The organism is Glaciimonas sp. Gout2, from assembly GCF_035018905.1.
Lineage (GTDB): Bacteria > Pseudomonadota > Gammaproteobacteria > Burkholderiales > Burkholderiaceae_D > Glaciimonas.
The window spans coordinates 375,137-395,644 of record NZ_JASJXA010000001.1 but is presented as its reverse complement, the minus strand read 5'-3'; the positions used below and the strand labels follow the sequence as shown (position 1 = coordinate 395,644).

Annotated in this window: 19 protein-coding genes; 17 read left to right on the top strand and 2 right to left on the bottom strand. The window is 49.2% G+C overall.

Annotation, left to right across the window (positions count from 1 at the left end; all coding sequences use genetic code 11):
* The first annotated feature begins 226 nt into the window (after positions 1–226).
* From QN379_RS01840 to QN379_RS01825, 4 genes are all read left to right on the top strand, one after another.
* The gene (locus QN379_RS01840) at positions 227–898 is read left to right on the top strand and encodes a glutathione S-transferase (protein ID WP_322235479.1); all 672 of its coding nucleotides are present in this window, start codon (positions 227–229) and stop codon (positions 896–898) included.
* Between the two features lie 142 nt (positions 899–1,040).
* Complete coding sequence (locus tag QN379_RS01835) at positions 1,041–1,739, top strand: aspartate/glutamate racemase family protein (protein ID WP_323505832.1); 699 nt, start codon at positions 1,041–1,043, stop codon at positions 1,737–1,739.
* Positions 1,740–2,054: 315 nt separating this feature from the next.
* Positions 2,055–3,548 carry an AMP nucleosidase gene (locus QN379_RS01830; protein WP_322235483.1) on the top strand — a complete coding sequence of 498 codons (1,494 nt, stop codon included), beginning with the start codon at positions 2,055–2,057 and terminating at the stop codon, positions 3,546–3,548.
* Between the two features lie 30 nt (positions 3,549–3,578).
* Positions 3,579–3,785 (top strand): DUF1653 domain-containing protein, encoded by a 207-nt coding sequence (locus QN379_RS01825; RefSeq protein WP_322235485.1) that lies wholly within the window; start codon positions 3,579–3,581, stop codon positions 3,783–3,785.
* Positions 3,786–3,874: 89 nt separating this feature from the next.
* Here the strand turns inward: QN379_RS01825 and QN379_RS01820 are convergent, their stop codons facing one another.
* Positions 3,875–5,092, bottom strand: coding sequence for a YbfB/YjiJ family MFS transporter (locus tag QN379_RS01820; RefSeq protein ID WP_322235487.1), 1,218 nt, complete (start codon positions 5,090–5,092; stop codon positions 3,875–3,877).
* Positions 5,092–5,292, bottom strand: coding sequence for a hypothetical protein (locus QN379_RS01815; RefSeq protein ID WP_322235489.1), 201 nt, complete (start codon positions 5,290–5,292; stop codon positions 5,092–5,094). Before QN379_RS01815 ends, QN379_RS01820 begins: the two co-directional genes overlap by 1 nt.
* Positions 5,293–5,651: 359 nt before the next feature.
* Between QN379_RS01815 and QN379_RS01810 the strand changes: the two genes are divergently transcribed.
* The 13 genes from QN379_RS01810 to QN379_RS01750 all read left to right on the top strand — a co-directional run bounded on the left by QN379_RS01810 (position 5,652) and on the right by QN379_RS01750 (position 20,393).
* Positions 5,652–5,870 (top strand): VF530 family protein, encoded by a 219-nt coding sequence (locus QN379_RS01810; protein ID WP_322235491.1) that lies wholly within the window; start codon positions 5,652–5,654, stop codon positions 5,868–5,870.
* A gap of 150 nt (positions 5,871–6,020) precedes the next feature.
* Positions 6,021–6,401: a glutaredoxin gene (locus tag QN379_RS01805; RefSeq protein ID WP_322235493.1), complete on the top strand. Its 381-nt coding sequence runs from the start codon at positions 6,021–6,023 to the stop codon at positions 6,399–6,401.
* A 188-nt stretch (positions 6,402–6,589) separates the two neighbouring features.
* Positions 6,590–7,297, top strand: a complete 708-nt coding sequence (locus tag QN379_RS01800; RefSeq protein WP_322235495.1) for a transposase — start codon at positions 6,590–6,592, stop codon at positions 7,295–7,297.
* Positions 7,298–7,559: 262 nt separating this feature from the next.
* Complete coding sequence (locus QN379_RS01795) at positions 7,560–12,251, top strand: glutamate synthase-related protein (RefSeq protein WP_323505900.1); 4,692 nt, start codon at positions 7,560–7,562, stop codon at positions 12,249–12,251.
* A 184-nt stretch (positions 12,252–12,435) separates the two neighbouring features.
* Entirely contained in the window at positions 12,436–13,899 is a 1,464-nt protein-coding gene (locus QN379_RS01790) for a glutamate synthase subunit beta (RefSeq protein ID WP_322235497.1), read from the top strand.
* Positions 13,900–14,290: 391 nt separating this feature from the next.
* Positions 14,291–15,094, top strand: coding sequence for an ABC transporter ATP-binding protein (locus QN379_RS01785; protein ID WP_322235499.1), 804 nt, complete (start codon positions 14,291–14,293; stop codon positions 15,092–15,094).
* Entirely contained in the window at positions 15,094–15,870 is a 777-nt protein-coding gene (mlaE, locus tag QN379_RS01780; RefSeq protein WP_416186861.1) for a lipid asymmetry maintenance ABC transporter permease subunit MlaE, read from the top strand. Before QN379_RS01785 ends, mlaE begins: the two co-directional genes overlap by 1 nt.
* Positions 15,871–16,002: 132 nt before the next feature.
* Complete coding sequence (gene mlaD / locus QN379_RS01775; protein ID WP_322235503.1) at positions 16,003–16,476, top strand: outer membrane lipid asymmetry maintenance protein MlaD; 474 nt, start codon at positions 16,003–16,005, stop codon at positions 16,474–16,476.
* Positions 16,473–17,168: a VacJ family lipoprotein gene (locus tag QN379_RS01770; protein ID WP_322235505.1), complete on the top strand. Its 696-nt coding sequence runs from the start codon at positions 16,473–16,475 to the stop codon at positions 17,166–17,168. Before mlaD ends, QN379_RS01770 begins: the two co-directional genes overlap by 4 nt.
* A 177-nt stretch (positions 17,169–17,345) precedes the next feature.
* Complete coding sequence (locus tag QN379_RS01765) at positions 17,346–17,975, top strand: ABC transporter substrate-binding protein (protein WP_322235507.1); 630 nt, start codon at positions 17,346–17,348, stop codon at positions 17,973–17,975.
* Positions 17,976–18,139: 164 nt separating this feature from the next.
* Positions 18,140–18,442, top strand: coding sequence for an STAS domain-containing protein (locus QN379_RS01760; protein WP_323505831.1), 303 nt, complete (start codon positions 18,140–18,142; stop codon positions 18,440–18,442).
* 254 nt (positions 18,443–18,696) lie between these two features.
* Complete coding sequence (locus tag QN379_RS01755) at positions 18,697–19,641, top strand: ABC transporter ATP-binding protein (protein ID WP_322235511.1); 945 nt, start codon at positions 18,697–18,699, stop codon at positions 19,639–19,641.
* The gene (locus tag QN379_RS01750) at positions 19,638–20,393 is read left to right on the top strand and encodes an ABC transporter permease (protein WP_322235513.1); all 756 of its coding nucleotides are present in this window, start codon (positions 19,638–19,640) and stop codon (positions 20,391–20,393) included. Before QN379_RS01755 ends, QN379_RS01750 begins: the two co-directional genes overlap by 4 nt.
* Positions 20,394–20,508: the final 115 nt, after the last annotated feature.

The window sequence follows — 20,508 nt, the reverse complement described above, 5'->3', positions numbered from 1 at the left end:
CTTAATTTTTATATTTTCTTGCGTTGACTTTATTTGCAAGCGCGGGGATCGGCGGCGGCGCTGGTCCTTACTTTTAATTATAGAACCACCACGCGATCAGTGAAGGATGTTTTGTATTCTGGTCGCATCTGTGGCGCTATTGTAAAGCGGTGTTCCAATGGCATAATCGGACAACGTATTGATTTCGCTAGCTAACGATTGCCCACACTTCGCAGGAACTTCAACCATGATTACTGTGCACCATTTGAATAATTCGCGCTCGCAGCGGGTACTTTGGCTGCTAGAAGAACTCGGCCTGGAATATGAAGTAAAACGCTATCAGCGTGATCCAAAAACCATGTTGGCGCCGCCATCTTTGCGCGCCATTCATCCGCTTGGGAAATCGCCGGTGATTACTGATGGCGATAATACAGTCGCAGAATCGGGCGCAATCATCGAATACCTGATTCAGCAATATGGCGGTGATCGTCTGAAACCGCCGATTGGGAGCAAAGATGCGCAACGCTATACCTATTGGATGCATTATGCAGAAGGTTCTGCGATGCCGCCATTGCTGATGAAATTGATTTTCGAACGCCTGCCGAAGCCGCCAATGCCGGCGTTTTTGAGGCCTTTTGCCAGACTGATTTCGGGCGGCGTACAAAAAAGTTTCATTGATCCGCAACTCGTCACGCATTTAAATTTCATGGAAGCCGAACTGGGAAAAAGCACCTGGTTTGCTGGAGAGGATTTTAGTGCAGCTGATATACAAATGAGTTTTCCGCTAGAGGCGGCGAATATGCGTGCCGGTTTAGATAAGACGCGCCCACGCCTGATGGCCTATTTGCAGCGGATTCATGCGCGGCCTGCTTATTTGCGTGCGATCAAAACAGGCGGCAAGTACGATTTTATGCAGTAACTTAACTGCTAGGTATTAAGTCAAACAAGCCTATGTCGGTTTGCATTTAAGCCTGTTATGTTTTTAAAACAGTGTATGCGCCACAATCAACGAGGACGCACCTCCAATAAGCGCTGACTGTTTCCACTTTAAGGGGTTTCGATTGAAAATCATTGGCTTAATCGGCGGCATGAGTTGGGAATCGACTGTGCCGTATTATCGTCAGATCAACGAGGCGATTAAAGAGCGTCTGGGTGGCTTGCATTCTGCAAAGATCATCTTGTATAGCGTCGATTTTCACGATATCGAACAGTTGCAGCACGTGGAAAATTGGGACGCAGCAGGAGCGTTGCTTGCTGGCGCCGCACGCTCGCTTGAATTGGCTGGTGCCGACTTTTTAGTTCTTTGTACAAACACCATGCACAAGATAAGCCCTGCCATCGAGGTAGCCGTGCGCATTCCTTTGTTTCACATTGCGGATCCAACCGCTCATCAAATCAAACAAGCGGGGATTACGACGGTCGGTCTGCTTGGTACCCGCTTCACGATGGAACAGGATTTTTATCGCGACCGACTGTGTACACAGCATGGGCTTAAAGTGCTGATCCCAACGTTCGAGGACAGGGAAACGGTTCACCGAATCATTTATGAAGAACTCTGCCTTGGGAAAATTGTTGCTGATTCCCGGGCTGAGTATCGCAAAGTGATGGCCAAACTGGTGACGCAGGGCGCGCAAGCAATTATTCTTGGCTGTACCGAGATAGCGCTTCTGGTCGGGCCACAGGATTCAGAGGTGCCACTGTTTGATACTGCTAGTATCCACGCGCGCGCGGCGGCTGATTGGGCGCTTTCAGCGACGTGAGCGTTTAGACGGATGTCATCATATTGTCGCAATTGAGACGATGATGTGGAAAGCGGCGCGCGCTGCTGCTTTGGTCGTTTGATCGCTTGGCAATCGTGTCTGGATTAGTCCTAGGACTATTCTCGACAATTTATGTGCGTTTAATGATATGGCGCTGTCAGAATATCGGCAATCCCAGTAGAATCAAAACAGACCGATTGAAATTGCTCCGTTCGGTCAGGCCGCTGTGCAGGCAAAGTTTTTAATGTGATTTTTTATCATTTGACCTGTTCGAGTATTCAGAAATTTGGGTATGCAGGTATCTAGGGAGAAGCAATGTTCAAAACTGAAAAATTTACAGACCCACAAGCCGCCGTTGAGCGTGTTTGCGCCATCTACGAACATAACACCGCGTTGTTGCGGGATGCTTTTAAGCGGTTTTCCAGCGGCGAAGTTTTACCGGGGCGGGTGCGTGCCTGTTATCCATTTGTGCGTATTACGACCGAAATCAATACGCGCGCGGATACCCGTCAATCGTTTGGATTTGTTGCCGGCCCAGGCGTTTATCAGACCACGTTGACGCGGCCTTCGTTATATACCAATTATCTGGTTAGTCAGTTCAAATTGTTGCGCGACAATCACGACGTGCCGCTGGAAATTGGCGTCAGTGAATTACCGATTCCCGTCCATTTTGCTTTTTCTGAAGGCATTCACGTCGAGGGTAATCTGGACCCGGAACATTTGCGCCATCTTCCAGACGTATTCGATTTGCCTGATCTGGCGTCAATGGATGATCGGATTGTTAATGGCACCTATCAACCGCTACCGGGCGAGCCACATCCGCTTGCGTTATTTACCGGGCCACGCATCGACTATTCGCTACATCGTCTGAAGCATTACACAGCGACCTCGCCGGATCGTTTTCAACGTTATGTGTTGTTTACTAACTATGCGTTTTATGTTGATGAATTTATCCGCATGGGACGCGAATTGATGCAAGCGACCGACGATCCTGAGCAGCGCGCCTATCGTCAGCAATACACCGCGTTTGTCGAGCCCGGCGATCTGACAACCTGGAACGCTAATCTGGATGACTTGCCTGCGGATCGCACCATCACGGGGATCGCACCTGCGCGTCAGCCCCAAATGCCAGCCTATCACCTGCAACGTGGCGACGGTACAGGTATTACGCTGATTAATATTGGCGTTGGACCATCCAACGCCAAGACGATTACCGATCACGTCGCAGTGTTGCGACCGCATGGCTGGATTATGCTCGGACATTGCGCGGGCTTGGCGGCATCACAACGCATGGGCGATTATGTATTGGCGCATGCGTATGTGCGGGATGATCATGTCCTGGATGATGACTTGCCACTTTGGGTGCCGATCCCGGCATTGGCCGAGGTTCAGTTGGCGTTGCAGGATGCAGTGGCACATATCACGCAGTTGGAAGGGTACGAACTCAAGCGCATCATGCGTACCGGCACCGTGGCGTCGGTCGATGATCGCAACTGGGAACTGCGCGATCACAGAGTGCCGTTGTTACGTTTTAACCAAAGTCGGAGCATCGCGCTGGATATGGAAAGCGCCACTGTTGCCGCAAATGGCTTCCGCTTTCGAGTACCGTATGGCACGTTACTATGCGTCTCCGATAAGCCGTTGCATGGTGAAATAAAATTGCCTGGAATGGCAAATCGCTTTTATGAACAACGGGTTAATCAACATTTGAAAATAGGGATCAAGGCGTTGGAATTATTGCGTAATCAAGGCGTCGAGCAATTACATAGTCGCAAGCTACGTAGTTTTAGCGAGCCTGCATTCCGTTGATATTTTTTAAAAAATTTGGAAAGGATACTAATGCAGTATCGGCATTTTAAAGGTGGCATTTATGACTTCATTTGCGAAGCCACGCTGGAGTCTGATCCGACGGTGACGATGATCGTCTATCGCGCGGCGAATGGCGCAATCTGGACGCGGCCCCGCAGCGTTTTTTTTGAAGAGATCGAACGCGACGGAAAAATCACACAGCGTTTTGTGGCGATTAAAACCGACGCTCAACAATAGCGATAACTGATAGCGCTAATGGCATTAGCAATACGCTTGATGGTTGAGTAAAAAAATCCTGGCAAAATATTCTGCCAGGATTTTTATTATCAGGTTTGCGCTTTTTTCGTCTTGTAGACCATCATTCCAAACAAGCATGCGCCAGCTAGCAACGCTAGGGCAGCAACACTGAGCGATGCTGTGAACGACCCAGTACGTTTTACCAGATAAGTGGCTAGCGGAGGTCCAATAATTTGGCCCAAGCCGTAAACGGCTGTCAACCAACCCATCAGGCTACGCGCATGATCGCCATACAAGCGCCGTGCTTCGCGCATCGCGAAAAGTGTGATGGCGGTGAATGGCAGGCCGAGTAACAGACAACCAATTGCAAAGCCTGATACCGTCGGCAACGCAGTTCCCATCATCACTCCAATCGCTTGCAGCACATAACAAATCGCGAGTAACAGGCGGTTGTCGTAGCGCATCGGTATGCGGGTACCGAGCAGCGCACCTATCGCAACACCGATGCCGAACAGAGGCCAGAGTAAATCGGGCCAATGCGAGTGGGGCAAAGCCTGCCGCGCTATGACTGGCAGGAAAGTGGCTGTGATGATGTAGCCAAATCCACCCACTCCATAGATCAGTACCAATTCGGTGGCCTGGCGTCTGACCTGAAGTGGTTCCGATGCATGAATGCTTTCGGCAAATGGTGCTGGCGTATCGGCAGACTTAGAAAAAGTGCGCCACACGCTTGCACTGAGGACGAGCGCTAACGCACTAAAAAGTAGCCATCCCTGCGCCGCCGACCAATCGTGCGCGACCATTGTGCTGGCCGGCAAACCAGTCACTAAAATGCCGATGCCAGGGCCGCAGTAAATAATGCCGCCTAAAGCTGGAGCGCCGAGTTGGGTCAAGCGCTGTAAACACCAGCCGGATGCAAATACAAATACGAGTGAACTGGTGATGCCGGATAGCGTGCGCAACAAGATGAGCAACCGCAGATCGGGGGCGTTCGACAACCCCATGCCAAGCGTCAGTAATACGGTGGCGATCAATCCGAAGCGAATAAAATGGGTTGGACTGCCGCGCAATATGACGCATAGCATTGCGCCAATAAAATAGCCGATATAGTTGGCGGTCGCCAGCCATCCGCCCGTGGTGAGATTGATCACGCCATCGTGCAGCATGATGGGTAGCAGCGGTGTGAAGGCAAAGCGCCCGATTCCCATGGCGACAGCCAGCGTTAGTGCTCCAGAGAGCGCAACCCACAATGCTTCCTTGCGCATGACTGCTGACGACATTTCTTCTGTTGACAGGACGGCGGGCATTATTTGCCCTCCCTCCGCTGTATGGTAAGGCTTTCTCTGCCGATTACCCAATTGTTGTTGCCGACTTTATCGTCAACGATCACGCGAGTGAGTGAATGTTTGCGCAGTCCATTGGCTAACAATTGGGATGCTCCGGTAATGCGTGCAGTTTTTTGTTTGGTGGTTCCGTCCTGAGTCATTTTAATGCTCACGTGAGGCATGGTAATAGTCCTGAAAAGTGCGTTGGATATGAGGATGCTGCATATACATTGACAAACGCATTCTTAAAATTGAATAATAAATAAAGTAAGAATGAAGGTAACAACGCTGGTAACAACTTGGGTAACAAAGCAGCTAAAAGCAGGTTGGGGCCGGACGAGGGCTTCATATCTATTGAGATGCTCCCCTTAAGTCGGTCATCGTTAAAGGATAAGTTCGACTGCTGGAAGAATTGGCTGTAGAACGATATGTTGCAGAGCGAACCTTGCTGCCACACCTTAAAACAAAGCATGAACCCACGCCGCTCCCTGCCGTTGACCATGCCACAATTTGCCATTTCCACAGTTTACCAGAAGCGACTATGTCCCAAGAAAATCCACAAAACCCGCTGCACGGCATCACCCTCGAAAACATTTTGATCGCCTTGGTCGATCATTACGGTTGGGAAAAGTTGGGCCAACTCATTGATATACGTTGTTTTCAGAGCGATCCAAGTATTAAATCCAGCCTGACATTTCTCAGAAAAACACCTTGGGCACGCGAGAAGGTGGAAACCCTTTATACCAAATTGAAGGCATGAAATTGATTCCGTAGTTAGCGCTGTGGTAGTTTATGTCAGCGCAATGGTTGGTATTTAGTCAAATGGATGCCGCGTCAAATACATTTTCCCGTCTAAACTCCCAGAATCTGTGGGCTTCCAACATCATCGCTATTCGCTAAGGAGTGCCAAATGGGCCGCAGTATTCTTGATGAATTACACATTCACCCCGCTATTCGGAGCAAAATATCGCAGGAAAATGTTGATATCGTGCAGGAGGTACAGACGGCAATTGCGGCGCATCCGGTGGTCGTTGTTGGCATGGCGCAGAATCCTTTTCCAAAGAAAGCACGCAAGGCGCTGGACGCGCTCGGCACGCCTTACATGTATCTTGAATATGGCAGTTATCTAAAGGGCTGGCGTCGGCGCAGTGCTCTCAAAATGTGGAGCGGATGGAGTACTTTGCCGATGGTGTTCGTGCGCGGCACGTTGATTGGCGGAGCCAGTGAGTTGCAAATTCTTATTGATAATGGCGGCTTCGGTCGCTTGCTTGCTGAAGACCCGATTAAGTAATGTTGCTGCGGTAGTGCGATATTGCTGGCAGATAAACATGCATACACGTCTGCCTGACAGCGCAATCCGGATCTGGTTGAACCATGATCCCGATCGGTTAATTGGGCAGAAATCAGATCGTAATTAATCAGGGTCAGAGTCAGTTATCCAGATAAAATGATGTATCTACAACTGAAGTGTTGCTCGTTATGGCTCGCCTTGCCCGTTTAGTAGCTCCTCATCAGCCACATTATCTGATTCAGCGTGGCATCGATCAGCAAACCATTTTTCGCGATAATCAAGACTATCTTGCCTTTTATAACTGGCTGAAGACTGCTGCGCGACAGTTTAAGGTGGGGATTCACGCTTACCTTTTGATGGGAAACCAAATCCAACTACTGGCAACTCCATCCGACGCAGAAGGATTAGCGCGCATGATGCAGTGGGTAGGGCGCTACTATGTACCGTACTTTAACCAACGATATGCACGGGTTGGTACGCTCTGGCAAGGGCGTTACAAGGCGGCAGTCATCGATCCCGAGCAATATTTGATGAAATGCAGTCTGGCAATTGATTGTTATCCGGCTCACGACGGTTTGGAAGTGGTGTTGGGGCAGTTTGCCTGGTCGAGTTATTTGCATCATGTCGGTGTTAAATCCGATCCGCTAATTTCCGATCATCCCCTTTACTGGGCGCTGGGGAATACCCCTTTTGACCGGGAAGCTACCTATAAAGAACTTGCTGAGCAAGTACTTACTCTTCCTTGGGATGATGGATTAATTAAGGCGGTCGGAAAAGGTTGGGTACTTGGATCGGAAGCATTCAAGTTTCGCTTGGAGCAACAATACAACCAGCGGGTGCGTCCGGCGAGGCGAGGGCGCCCCTTCAAAATAGTGGCCACTACTGCTGCGGATTGAACCATTAAAAATACAATGATTGGCACTAATACGCGCCTCCGAGGATGTCCGTTATGGCCTCTACGTCGCGGCTAATTAATCTGTGTTTATATTCACTCTGTCCCTAATTTAATATTTCAAAAAATTAAGCTTGCTTAATGCTACTCTGACCCTAATTATTCTAGTTGTAGTCTGTCCGACTCTGTTCTATTCTTATAACCTTACTGATAGAGTGGTGGAGCACGGAATGCAAAAGAGTCAATTGGGGCAAACGTCACATGCTGTGCCCGCACAAGGTTTATACGACCCGAAAAATGAACATGACGCTTGTGGTGTCGGTTTCATCGCGCACATTAAAGGCAACAAAAGCCACTCTATCGTTGAGCAAGGTTTGCTCATCCTGAAGAATCTGGATCATCGGGGTGCGGTTGGCGCGGATGAATTGATGGGTGACGGTGCCGGTATCCTGATTCAGGTGCCAGACCAATACTATCGTGAAGAAATGGCGAAGCAAGGTGTGACGTTGCCGCCACCGGGCGAATTTGGCGTCGGCATGGTTTTCTTGCCGAAAGAGAACGCATCGCGCATCGCTTGTGAGCAAGAAATCGAACGCGCCGTGTTGCTTGAAGGTCAAGTCGTCCTGGGTTGGCGTGATGTGCCAGTTGATGTCGATATGCCAATGTCGCCGACTGTGCGTGAAAAAGAACCAGTCATCCGCCAAATTTTCATTGGTCGCGGTCCTGACATCATGGTCACTGACGCGCTTGAGCGCAAACTATATGTCATTCGCAAATCTTCCGGTCACGCGATTCAAGCGTTGGACCTGTTGCACGGCAAAGAATTTTTCGTGCCGTCGATGTCAGCCCGTACCGTCGTCTATAAAGGTCTTTTGTTAGCGACCCAGGTTGGCGTGTATTACAAGGACTTGCAAGATCCGCGCTGTATTTCAGCGTTAGCGCTGGTCCACCAACGGTTTTCGACCAATACGTTCCCTGAATGGCCACTGGCCCATCCTTACCGCCTGATCGCCCATAACGGCGAAATCAACACCGTTAAAGGTAACTTTAACTGGATGCGTGCGCGCGAAGGTGTGATGAAATCGGCTGTGTTGGGCGACGATCTGCAGAAGTTGTTTCCACTGATTTATGAAGGCCAATCCGACACTGCATGCTTCGATAACGCGCTTGAGTTGTTGTTGATGGCGGGATATCCGATTGCGCAAGCGATGATGATGATGATTCCCGAGGCGTGGGAAAATCACACCACGATGGATGACAATCGACGTGCATTTTATGAGTATCACGCTGCCATGATGGAGCCGTGGGACGGCCCTGCCGCGATGGCGTTTACGGATGGTCGTCATATCGGTGGAACACTGGATCGCAACGGTTTGCGTCCGGCGCGCTATATCGTCACTGACGATGATCTGGTCGTGATGGCATCCGAATCCGGCGTCTTGCCGATTCCTGAATCAAAGATCATTCAAAAATGGCGTTTGCAACCCGGTAAAATGTTTTTGATCGACCTTGATGCCGGTCGCATCATCGACGACAAAGAACTCAAGGACATGTACGCCAATGCCAAGCCATACAAGCAATGGATTGAGTCGGTGCGTATTAAGCTCGACGCGTTGAAGGAAGAGCCAGCGCAATCCGGCTCGACAATTCCACTTCTGGATCGTCAGCAATTGTTTGGTTACACGCAGGAAGATTTGAAGTTCCTGATGTCGCCAATGGCCGCTAATGCGGAAGAGGCGATTGGTTCGATGGGCAATGATTCGCCGCTGGCTGTCATGTCCAATAAGAACAAGACGCTGTATAACTATTTCAAGCAATTGTTTGCGCAAGTAACCAATCCGCCGATCGATCCGATTCGTGAGGCGATGGTGATGTCGCTGGTGTCTTTTATCGGACCGAAGCCAAACGTACTTGATACCAACAACATCAATCCACCGATGCGCCTTGAAGTATCGCAACCGATTCTGGACTACGCGGATATTGCCAAGTTGCGCAATATCAGTGCCCATACCGGTGGCAAGTTTAAGTCGCATGAGCTGAACATTTGCTATCCCGTCGCTTGGGGTAAAGAAGGCATCGAAGCACGTCTGGCCTCGTTGTGTGCTAAAGCCGTTGATGCGGTTAAATCAGGTCACAACATTCTGATTATTTCTGATCGTAAGGTCGACGCTGAACAAGTCGCCATTCCGGCCTTGCTGGCAACTTCTGCAATTCATCAACATCTGGTTACCAAGGGTTTGCGCACTTCGACAGGTCTGGTGGTTGAAACTGGTTCAGCACGTGAGACGCACCACTTTGCATTGTTGGCCGGTTACGGCGCGGAAGCAATTCATCCGTACCTGGCGATGGATACGCTGAGTGAAATGGCGCACGGTTTGCCAGGCGCGTTGTCGCCAGAAAAAGCGATCTATAACTTTCAAAAAGCCATCGGTAAAGGCTTGTTAAAAGTCATGTCGAAGATGGGTATTTCGACGTATATGTCGTATTGTGGCGCACAGATTTTTGAAGCTATCGGCCTCAACAAAAACATGACCGACAAGTACTTCAAAGGCACCTCATCGAACGTTGAAGGTATCGGCGTATTTGAAGTTGCTGAAGAAGCGCTGCGTCTGCACCGTGCTGCGTTTAGCAATGATCCGGTGCTGGCTAATGCGCTTGATGCCGGCGGCGAATATGCGTATCGTATTCGCGGTGAAGAGCATATGTGGACACCGGACGCGATTGCTAAATTACAGCACTCGACCCGTTCTAATAATTTCAACAGCTACAAAGAATACGCGCAGTTGATCAACGACCAAACCAAGCGTCATATGACGCTACGTGGTTTGTTTGAGTTCAAGCTCGATCCAAGCAAGGCTATTGCGCTGGATGAAGTCGAGTCGGCAAAAGAAATCGTCAAGCGCTTTGCGACCGGTGCGATGTCTCTGGGTTCGATCTCGACAGAAGCGCATGCCACGTTGGCAGTTGCCATGAACCGTATCGGCGGCAAGTCGAATACCGGCGAAGGCGGCGAAGACGTGAATCGTTATCGTCAGGAGTTGAAGGGCATTCCGATCAAGAAGGGTGACACGCTGGCATCGGTGATTGGTCCTGAGAATATTGAGGTCGATACACCATTACTTGCCGGTGATTCGCTACGCTCAAAAATCAAGCAAGTCGCCTCTGGACGATTCGGCGTCACCGCCGAATACCTGACTTCTGCCGACCAGATTCAGATCAAGATGGCACAAGGCGCGAAGCCGGGCGAAGGCGGTCAGCTACCGGGTCATAAAGTGTCTGAATACATTGCGCGATTGCGTTTCTCCGTGCCGGGTGTGGGATTGATTTCACCGCCGCCGCATCATGATATTTATTCGATCGAAGATTTGGCGCAGCTGATTCACGATCTCAAAAACGTCAATCCAAAAGCGTCGATTTCGGTCAAGCTGGTGTCGGAAGTTGGCGTTGGTACGATCGCCGCCGGTGTCGCTAAAGCGAAGTCTGATCACGTTGTGATCGCGGGTCACGATGGTGGCACGGGCGCGTCGCCATTGTCATCCGTCAAACATGCCGGTTCACCGTGGGAATTAGGTCTTGCAGAAACCCAGCAGACACTCGTGTTGAATGGTTTGCGTAGCCGTATTCGGGTGCAGGCTGACGGTCAGATGAAGACCGGCCGTGACGTTGTTATCGGTGCTCTGTTAGGCGCGGATGAGTTCGGTTTTGCGACTGCACCGCTGGTCGTTGAAGGCTGCATCATGATGCGCAAATGCCACTTGAATACATGTCCGGTTGGTGTGGCGACACAAGATCCTGTATTGCGTGCCAAGTTCTCCGGCAAGCCGGAACACGTGGTTAACTTCTTCTTCTTTATTGCCGAAGAAGTGCGTCAGATCATGGCACAACTTGGTATTCGCAATTTCAACGATTTGATCGGACGCTCAGATTTCCTCGATAAAGCGAAAGCGATTTCGCATTGGAAAGCGCAGGGCCTGGACTTCTCAAGAATCTTCTATCAGCCAGCGCTGCCAGAAGGCGAAGTCTATTACCACACCAAAGAGCAAGATCATGGCTTGCACAAGGCACTGGATCATAAGTTGATTGCACAAGCCAGAGCCGCGATCGATAAGGGTGAGCGCGTATCGTTTATTTCGCCGATCAAGAATTTGAACCGAACCGTTGGTGCAATGTTGTCAGGTGAAGTTGCCAAGAAATATGGTAACGACGGTCTGCCGCACGACACCATTCATATCCAGTTGCAAGGTACTGCCGGTCAATCTGCCGGTGCGTTTTTGGCGCACGGGATTACACTTGATCTGGTGGGCGAAGGCAACGATTACGTCGGTAAGGGATTGTCGGGCGGACGCATTATCGTTCGTCCTAACACCGAGTTCCGTGGTCGGGCAGTGGATAACATCATTGCCGGCAACACCGTCCTGTACGGCGCAACTGCCGGTGAAGCTTTCCTGAACGGCGTAGCTGGTGAGCGCTTCGCAGTACGTAACTCGGGCGCCATTGCAGTGGTCGAGGGAACTGGCGATCATGGTTGTGAATACATGACCGGCGGCACGGTAGTGGTGTTGGGCGAAACTGGCCGAAACTTTGCAGCCGGTATGTCAGGTGGTCTGGCGTATGTTTACGATCCTGATGCGCAGTTTGCATCGCAGTGCAACTTGTCGATGGTCACGTTGGAGAAAGTACTGAGTCAAGGCGAGCAGGAAGCGACCATCGACCATGCGATCTGGCATGCGACAACCCGTGCTGATGAAGCGCAAACTGATGAAGCGATTTTGAAGGGCTTGATCGAGCGTCATTTCAAGTACACCGGCAGCACGCGTGCGCGTTATCTGCTGGATAACTGGGTCGCTTCGCGCGCAAAATTCGTCAAGGTATTCCCGACAGAATATAAGCGCGCACTCGGTGAGTTGAACGCAGCGAAAGACGCTGCGCCATTAGCCAAGGAAAAAGTCGTCGCTTAATTTTGAGGTTGGCTTCAGGCTGTTTGGATTCTCCGAATCCGGCAGTGTGAGGCCAATATAACGATATCGATTTACTGCGCGACCCCTTTGTAATGAACAGTGAGCAAGGATCCGGATCACAAAAATCCGGATGCCATGTGGATCAATGCAGGGTGGATCGCTTAGCTAAGAATGTGAGTGGAAAATGGGTAAAGTAACGGGCTTCATGGAATATAGCCGCATGCCAGAGACGTACGAGGCACCGCTGGCACGTAAGAAACATTACAAAGAATTTATTTTGCAGCTTGGCGATAAAGAAGCCAAGGTACAAGGCGCACGCTGCATGGATTGCGGTATTCCGTTCTGCAACAACGGTTGTCCCGTGAATAATATTATTCCTGACTGGAATGATCTGGTGTATCGCGGCGCGTATCAGGAAGCGCTGGACACACTACATTCGACCAATAATTTCCCGGAATTCACCGGTCGTATTTGTCCTGCGCCTTGCGAGAGCGCGTGTACGCTGGGGATTAACGATGATCCGGTCGGGATCAAATCGATTGAACATTTCATCATCGATAAAGGCTGGGAAAACGGTTGGGTTGTCGCACAGCCAGCGCTGGTAAAGACCGGTAAGAAAGTCGCGGTAGTTGGTTCCGGCCCAGCAGGTCTGGCGGCAGCGCAACAGCTAGCGCGCATCGGACATGATGTGACTGTATTTGAAAAGAGCGATCGTATCGGCGGCTTGCTGCGTTATGGTATTCCTGATTTTAAAATGGAAAAAAGCCATATTGACCGTCGCGTCGCACAGATGGAAGAAGAAGGCGTTGTTTTCCGTACCGGCGTTTTGGTCGGTAAGGATTTTCCTGCTAATGTGAATAATTGGTCTAAAAAAACAGTTTCTCCGGAAGAGTTGAAGGCAGAATTTGACGCAGTGGTGATTGCTGGTGGTGCCGAGCAGCCACGTGACTTGCCAGTGCCTGGTCGGGAATTGAAGGGCGTCCATTTCGCGATGGATTTCCTGCCGCAACAAAACAAGATCAATGCCGGCGACAAGGTCAAGGATCAAATTCTGGCTGGCGCGAAAAACGTGATTGTTATCGGCGGCGGTGATACCGGTTCGGATTGCGTTGGTACGTCTAACCGTCAAGGCGCAACATCGGTGTCGCAATTCGAGTTGATGCCAGAGCCACCAGAAACAGAAAACAAGCCGATGGTATGGCCATATTGGCCAATCAAATTGCGTACATCTTCGTCGCACGAAGAGGGCTGTGACCGTGATTGGGCGGTTGCGACTAAGCGTCTTGAGGGCAAAAATGGTCGGGTTGAAAAGCTGATTGCTGCCCGCGTCGAATGGAAGGACGGCAAGATGCAGGAAGTACCGAATTCCGAATTTGAAATGAAGGCGGATCTGGTATTTTTGGCGATGGGATTCGTCTCTCCTGTGGCCCAAGTGCTGGAGGCGTTTGGGGTTGATAAAGACGCCCGGGGCAATGCCAAAGCAACGACCGATGGCGATGGTTCGTATAAAACCTCGGTCGATAAAGTATTCGCGGCGGGTGATATGCGTCGCGGTCAGTCATTAGTGGTCTGGGCAATTCGGGAAGGTCGTCAGTGTGCACGTGCAGTCGATGAGTTCCTGATGGGCGCATCAGTACTGCCTTTGTAAAACAGGTTGTAACGACCTTTTTCCTTTAACTACGATTGCGCTGTAAACAATATAGAGCAATAGCAGAACTAAATGAATTTGGCCTTATTGACAAAAACAGGTTCGCATCTAGCATGCGGACCTGTTTTTTTATTTTTGTAGAACAGAAGCCGCAAAATCGGCCAATTAATAAATATAAATTGTATTATTAGCAATGTTTGGTGTGGATACCCACAGTCTTTTGTTACGATAGATTTATGCAGCGCAATTCAATCTTTATATTAAGATTGAATTGTTTATTTCTTATGAGAACTTGTTTTTTATATCTTTAAGGTGCATTTTATGTCGTCGGATCAAACTCTAATGTTGCAAGTGCACTACAATGTCGCCTTTGATCTAAACGGTGGGCTTAGTGGGTAATATTGTCGAAATCCGAGATGTGGAGTTTAGCTATGGTGATCGGCCGATCTTATCGTCCCTTAGTATGGACTTCCCGCGAGGAAAAGTTATCGCGATCATGGGTGGCTCCGGATCAGGAAAAACGACCATTTTGCGACTGATTGGCGGCCAATTGCAGCCAAACGGCGGGAAAATCGTTGTTAACGATCAATTAGTCGCTACGCTTAACAAGTCAGATTTGTACGCTATGCGACGTAAGATGGGTATGTTGTTTCAGAATGGTGCTTTATTTACCGATTTGTCGGTATATGAAAATGTCGCCTTTCCGATACGTGAGCATACCGATTTGCCAGATGAATTATTAAACAACTTGGTGTTAATGAAATTACAGGCTGTCGGTTTGCGCAATGCAGCACAACTTATGCCGTCTGAAATATCCGGTGGGATGGCGCGTCGCGTCGCGTTGGCCCGTGCGGTAGCGCTAGATCCATGCTTAACCATGTATGACGAGCCATTTGCCGGACTGGATCCTATCTCGATGCGCGTGACCGCGTCACTGATTCGTAAGCTCAATGATGCATTAGGTTCAACTTCAATCGTGGTGTCACACGATGTGGACGAGTCGTTCGCTATTGCAGATTATATTTATTTCCTATCGCAAGGGAAGATCGTTGCCCACGGCACGCCGGATGAAATGCGAGCCTCAAGCGACCCGTTTGTGAAGCAATTCGTTTACGCGGAAGCAGATGGTCCGGTGCCTTTCCATTATCCAGGTAAGTCGTTCGCGGCCGATCTTGGCCTGGAGGCGCGTCCGTGATCGTTAGACTATTTGAGTCAGTTGGCAGGAGTGTGCGTGAAACCGTATCTGGCATTGGTAGAGCGACGCGGATATTTTTTGCCATTTTGCGGGCTTCCGGAGGCTTGCTAAAGCGCCCTCGACTAATTACCGATCAGATCCATTTCATCGGTAATTATTCGATGCTGATCATTGGTGTGTCGGGTCTGTTTATCGGATTTGTATTAGGTTTGCAGGGTTACTACACGCTCAATAAGTATGGCTCCGAACAGGCGCTGGGTTTGTTGGTCGCCCTGTCGCTGGTACGTGAGTTGGGTCCGGTAGTGACGGCGTTGCTGTTTGCCGGGCGCGCTGGTACATCGCTGACTGCCGAAATCGGGCTGATGAAAGCTGGCGAGCAGTTGGTCGCGATGGAAATGATGGCGGTTGATCCTTTGCAGCGCGTGATCGCACCGCGCTTCTGGGCCGGAATTATTGCAATGCCGTTGCTGGCAGCGGTCTTTAGCGCGCTCGGTATCTTGGGCGGCTACGTTGTTGGTGTACGTTTGATTGGTGTTGATGAAGGTTCTTTCTGGTCTCAAATGCAGGCAGGCGTCGATGTTTGGAAAGACGTCGCTAACGGGGTCCTGAAAAGTGCCGTGTTTGGGGTAGCAGTGACTTTTATCGCGTTGTATCAAGGTTATGAGGCCAAGCCAACTCCAGAAGGTGTTGCGCGTGCAACAACAAGAACCGTCGTGATAGCGTCCCTGACTGTGTTGGCACTGGACTTCTTGTTAACTGCATTAATGTTTAATTAAAACGCCGCTTAGAGCGACGATCGATGTAGTTATTTGGTAACGCATTGTGTCGTTCGATACTTTTTATTAGTACCTATGGCAGTATATCGAGGCAGACAAAGTGCTTCGGCTGGCATTCTTAAGGTGATAAATATGCAACAAAAATCTGTGGATGGTTGGGTCGGCTTATTCGTCGTGTTTGGTGCGCTGGCACTTATTTTTCTGGCTTTTAAAGCCGGTAATTTGGGTGGCGCATCGTTTCAGGCCAGTTATCCCGTGATATCGAAGTTCGATAACATCGGCGGTCTGAAGCCACGCGCGCCTGTGAAGAGTGCGGGTGTTGTTGTCGGGCGGGTGGGTGCGATCAATTTTGACGACAAAAACTTTCAAGCTGTTGTAACGTTAAATATGGATGAGCGTTACAAATTTCCGGTAGACAGCTCGGCCAAAATTCTGACCGCGGGTTTGTTGGGTGAACAATATATCGGCATAGAAGCTGGCGGCGATACCAAAGATCTGGTCGCTGGAGAAAACATCAAAATGACACAATCAGCGATCGTGCTAGAGAATCTGATCAGTCAGCTTATTTATAGCAAGGCAGCGGACGGAAAGGATAGTTCCCAATGAAAACCACGACGCTCGTTAGTGCTTTAGCTGTTGTAGCGGTCATGAGCGGTTGCGCAACCACCGGTGGCGCCAGCAATCCACAGGATCCGCTGGAAGGCTTCAATCGGGCGATGTTCACAGTGAACGATAAATTCGATCAAATTGCCTTGAAGCCTGTGGCGACTGCGTATAGAAACTGGTTGCCGTCTTTTGTACAAACCGGGGTTAATAACTTTTTTGGTAACCTTGCTGATGTATGGAGCGCAGCTAACGGCTACTTGCAGGGCAACGGTGTGGATGGTACGACGGCCGTGATGCGGGTAGCAGTCAATACTACGTTCGGTCTGGGCGGTTTGCTGGATGTCAGTTCGGCAGCTGGCTTACAAAAAAAGAACAAAGATTTTGGTCAAACGCTAGGCGTATGGGGCGTCGGTTCAGGTCCTTATCTGGTGTTACCGTTGTTTGGTCCATCCAATATTCGTGATGCAGCGGCGTTGCCAGTAGATTTCTACGGTGATATCTGGACTTACAAATATCCAGTGCGCTGGCGTAATACCGGATCGGTGGTACGTTTGGTTGACAAGCGTGCTAACTTACTTGATGCCTCTACATTACTTGAAGATGCGGCCCTTGATAAATATGAATTTGTGCGTGATGCGTATACGCAGCGCCGTCAAAGTCAAATCGATGGTCCAAATAAAGAAGACAACTAATAGCGGTGATTTTTCGGTGGTTGCGTAGGAAATGGTTACAACTATTTTTATTAGGCAATCCTTACGCCGGAACAAGTTAAGGAATGCGGCGTCATAGTAAACGTTACAGTTCGCGTTACAGTTTGGATGTGAAATACATTCTGCCCATCAACAAACATTGCGTAAAGTTATTAAAATATGAATACTATAAAAAAATATTTGGCGTTAGCCATGACACTCGGTGCTATGACATTGGCTGGTTCTGCTTTTGCTCAGGAAGCGCCAGATGCGCTGGTTCAGCGCATTAGTCACGAGGTTATTGATACTGCTAAAGCCGATAAGAGCATCCAGGGTGGCAATCAGCAACGCATTCTCTCGCTGGTCGAAGAAAAAATTATTCCATACGTTGATTTCGACCGCATGACGTCGCTTGCTGCAGGGCGTTTTTGGAGAGAAGCAACGCCTGACCAGAAAAAACAGTTAACCGCACAGTTCCGTAGTCTGCTGATCTTTACTTATTCTGGCGCTTTGGCGCAAGTCCGTGATCAAAAAATTGACTTCAAGCCAATGCGTGGAAGTCCTACAGATACAGACGTTGAAGTTCGTTCGCAAGTGATTCAACCCCGTGGCGAGCCTATTCAACTTAATTACCGCATGGAAAAGCTGGCAGACGGCTGGAAAATTTATGATGTCAACGTATTGGGCGCATGGCTCGTTGAGTCTTATAAAGGGACCTTTGCTTCAGAAATCGGCCGTTCGGGGATGGATGGTCTGATTAAAATGTTAACTGACAAGAATAAATCCCTCGCCGCTAAAAATAGCAAATAATTAAATTGCCTGATTAAGTGATTAGAGATAATCACTTAATGTGTTTATCAGGCGTAACTAAATAAATTTGTATCAATAAACTTAAAATTAATAAGTGTCAGTAAGTTTTTGAATTAGTCACTATCTAGCAGTTAAACATAGTTAAATATTATTGATCGACCACCATGTTCAGGCCTTCTCATTCTCTTACTGTCAGTAACGCCAAACTCGCCCTTGAAGCGGGACTTCGGGCGATCGCTGGCGGCGAGACCGAAATTGATTTGGGCGACGTGGTGGCGGTAGATTCTGCCGCAGTAGCAACGTTGCTTGCGTGGCAATGTGCCGCGCTCAATCAAGGGCTTTCGCTCCACTTCTCCAGCTTGCCTGCCAATCTGGAAAGCCTGATTGATTTATATGGTGTATCGGATTTGCTGTCCCCTGCGACACAACCGATCATGATCGACTCCCCCGTGACCCCACATCACTGATCTTTAGCATTGCTTTTGCCTTCTGTTATCTCCTCAATTCTGCCCCTGTTTCCCTATTCATTTGTGCCTGAGTGCAATACGAATTTGCGGCAAACTGTGGATTAAAAACGTATTTAGTTATTCGCTTTCAGATTGGGTTTGTGCCCATAGCCGGTTGCCTTTCGGGAAATCCCCTATAATTGAGGGTTCCGCGCATCACAATTTCATTGTAGTGTCATTGCGCGCTATCCCTTTTAAGAGTAAATCGAGCCACTATGGCGGCCATACAAATTACCAACGTCAAAAAACGTTACCAGTCATTGCAAGCATTGGATGATGTTTCTCTTACTATCGAAGAAGGGGAGTTCTTTGGGTTGCTTGGGCCTAACGGCGCAGGGAAGACGACTCTGATTTCGATTATTGCCGGATTGAATCGGGCTGATACAGGTACCGTCAACATTCATGGTCACGACGTGATCAGTGATTTTCGGAATGCGCGTCGTAAGCTTGGCGTCGTACCGCAAGAATTAGTATTTGATCCATTTTTCACCGTACGTGAGACATTGCGTTTGCAATCCGGCTATTTCGGACTGAAAAATAATGATAAGTGGATCGACGAGGTAATGGAAAATCTCGATCTGACCAGTAAAGCCGATGCCAATATGCGCACGCTATCTGGCGGTATGAAGCGTCGGGTTCTGGTGGCGCAAGCACTTGTGCATAAACCACCCGTGATAGTGCTCGATGAGCCGACAGCAGGTGTTGACGTTGAATTACGCCAGACTTTGTGGAAATTTATTTCCCAGTTGAATCGCGACGGTCATACAGTGGTGTTGACCACGCATTACCTGGAAGAGGCGCAAGAACAGTGTAATCGCATCGCGATGTTGAAACGGGGCAAAGTAGTTGCTCTCGATACAACTGCTGGTTTATTAAAACGCATATCAGGTTCACAATTGATTGTGCATTTGCTCCCAGGTGTGTCATTGCCAGAGGCTTTGCATCCGCTAGTATTGCAAGCCGGTAGCCATGAAGCAGCGGGTAAGTTTGCCTTACGGGTTACCGCGTTTAACGAAGTCGAGCCGATTTTGGCGACCTTACGGACCGCTGGCGTCGTCATTGATGACATGTATTTGCAGCAGGCCGATTTGGAAGACGTGTTTTTGCAAATTATGGATGGTAAAAGCGTGGACGGAATAAACATGGGCGGTGCCCGATGATTGGTTTTCAAACGTTATTTTATAAAGAAGTATTGCGGTTTTGGAAGGTCGCCACCCAGACTGTTGGCGCGCCGATTCTGACGGCAATGTTGTATTTGCTGATTTTTGGTCACGCTTTGAAGGGTCATGTTCAAGTGTATCCGGGCGTGGAATACACCGCGTTTCTGGTTCCTGGTCTAGTGATGATGAGTGTGTTGCAAAATGCATTTGCCAATACGTCGTCGTCTTTGGCGCAATCTAAAATGACTGGTAACCTGGTATTCGTCTTACTACCGCCGCTGTCACACTGGGAATTGTTCGGCGCTTATGTACTGGCCTCGGTTGTCCGCGGTGTCGTTGTCGGCGGCGGCGTCCTGCTGATTACGGGATTTTTTGTTGATTTATCGTTTGTTGCGCCGTGGTGGATCGTTATTTTTGCGGTATTGGGTGCAGGATTCTTAGGCACTATGGGTTTAATTGCAGGGATTTGGGCTGACAAATTCGATCAGTTGGCTGCGTTCCAAAATTTCCTGATTATGCCGGCAACATTTTTGGCTGGCGTATTTTATTCGATTCATTCGCTGCCGCCATTTTGGCAAGCGGTCTCCCATTTCAATCCTTTCTTTTACATGATTGACGGATTTCGTTATGGATTTTTTGGTCAGTCCGACGTTAATCCGTTTATTAGCCTCGCTATTATTTCGGTGTTCCTGTTGGTTCTGGCTACTATAGCGGTCCAGATGTTGAAGCAAGGGTATAAGTTACGCCACTAATTTTGGCTATCACGTCGGGCAACTGCCTTAAGCCACAAATCTAAGCCATGACGTTCACTGCGTTAAGTCACTAGTGACTTAACGCAGTGACACCGTTAAACTAGGGCAGTTTTGA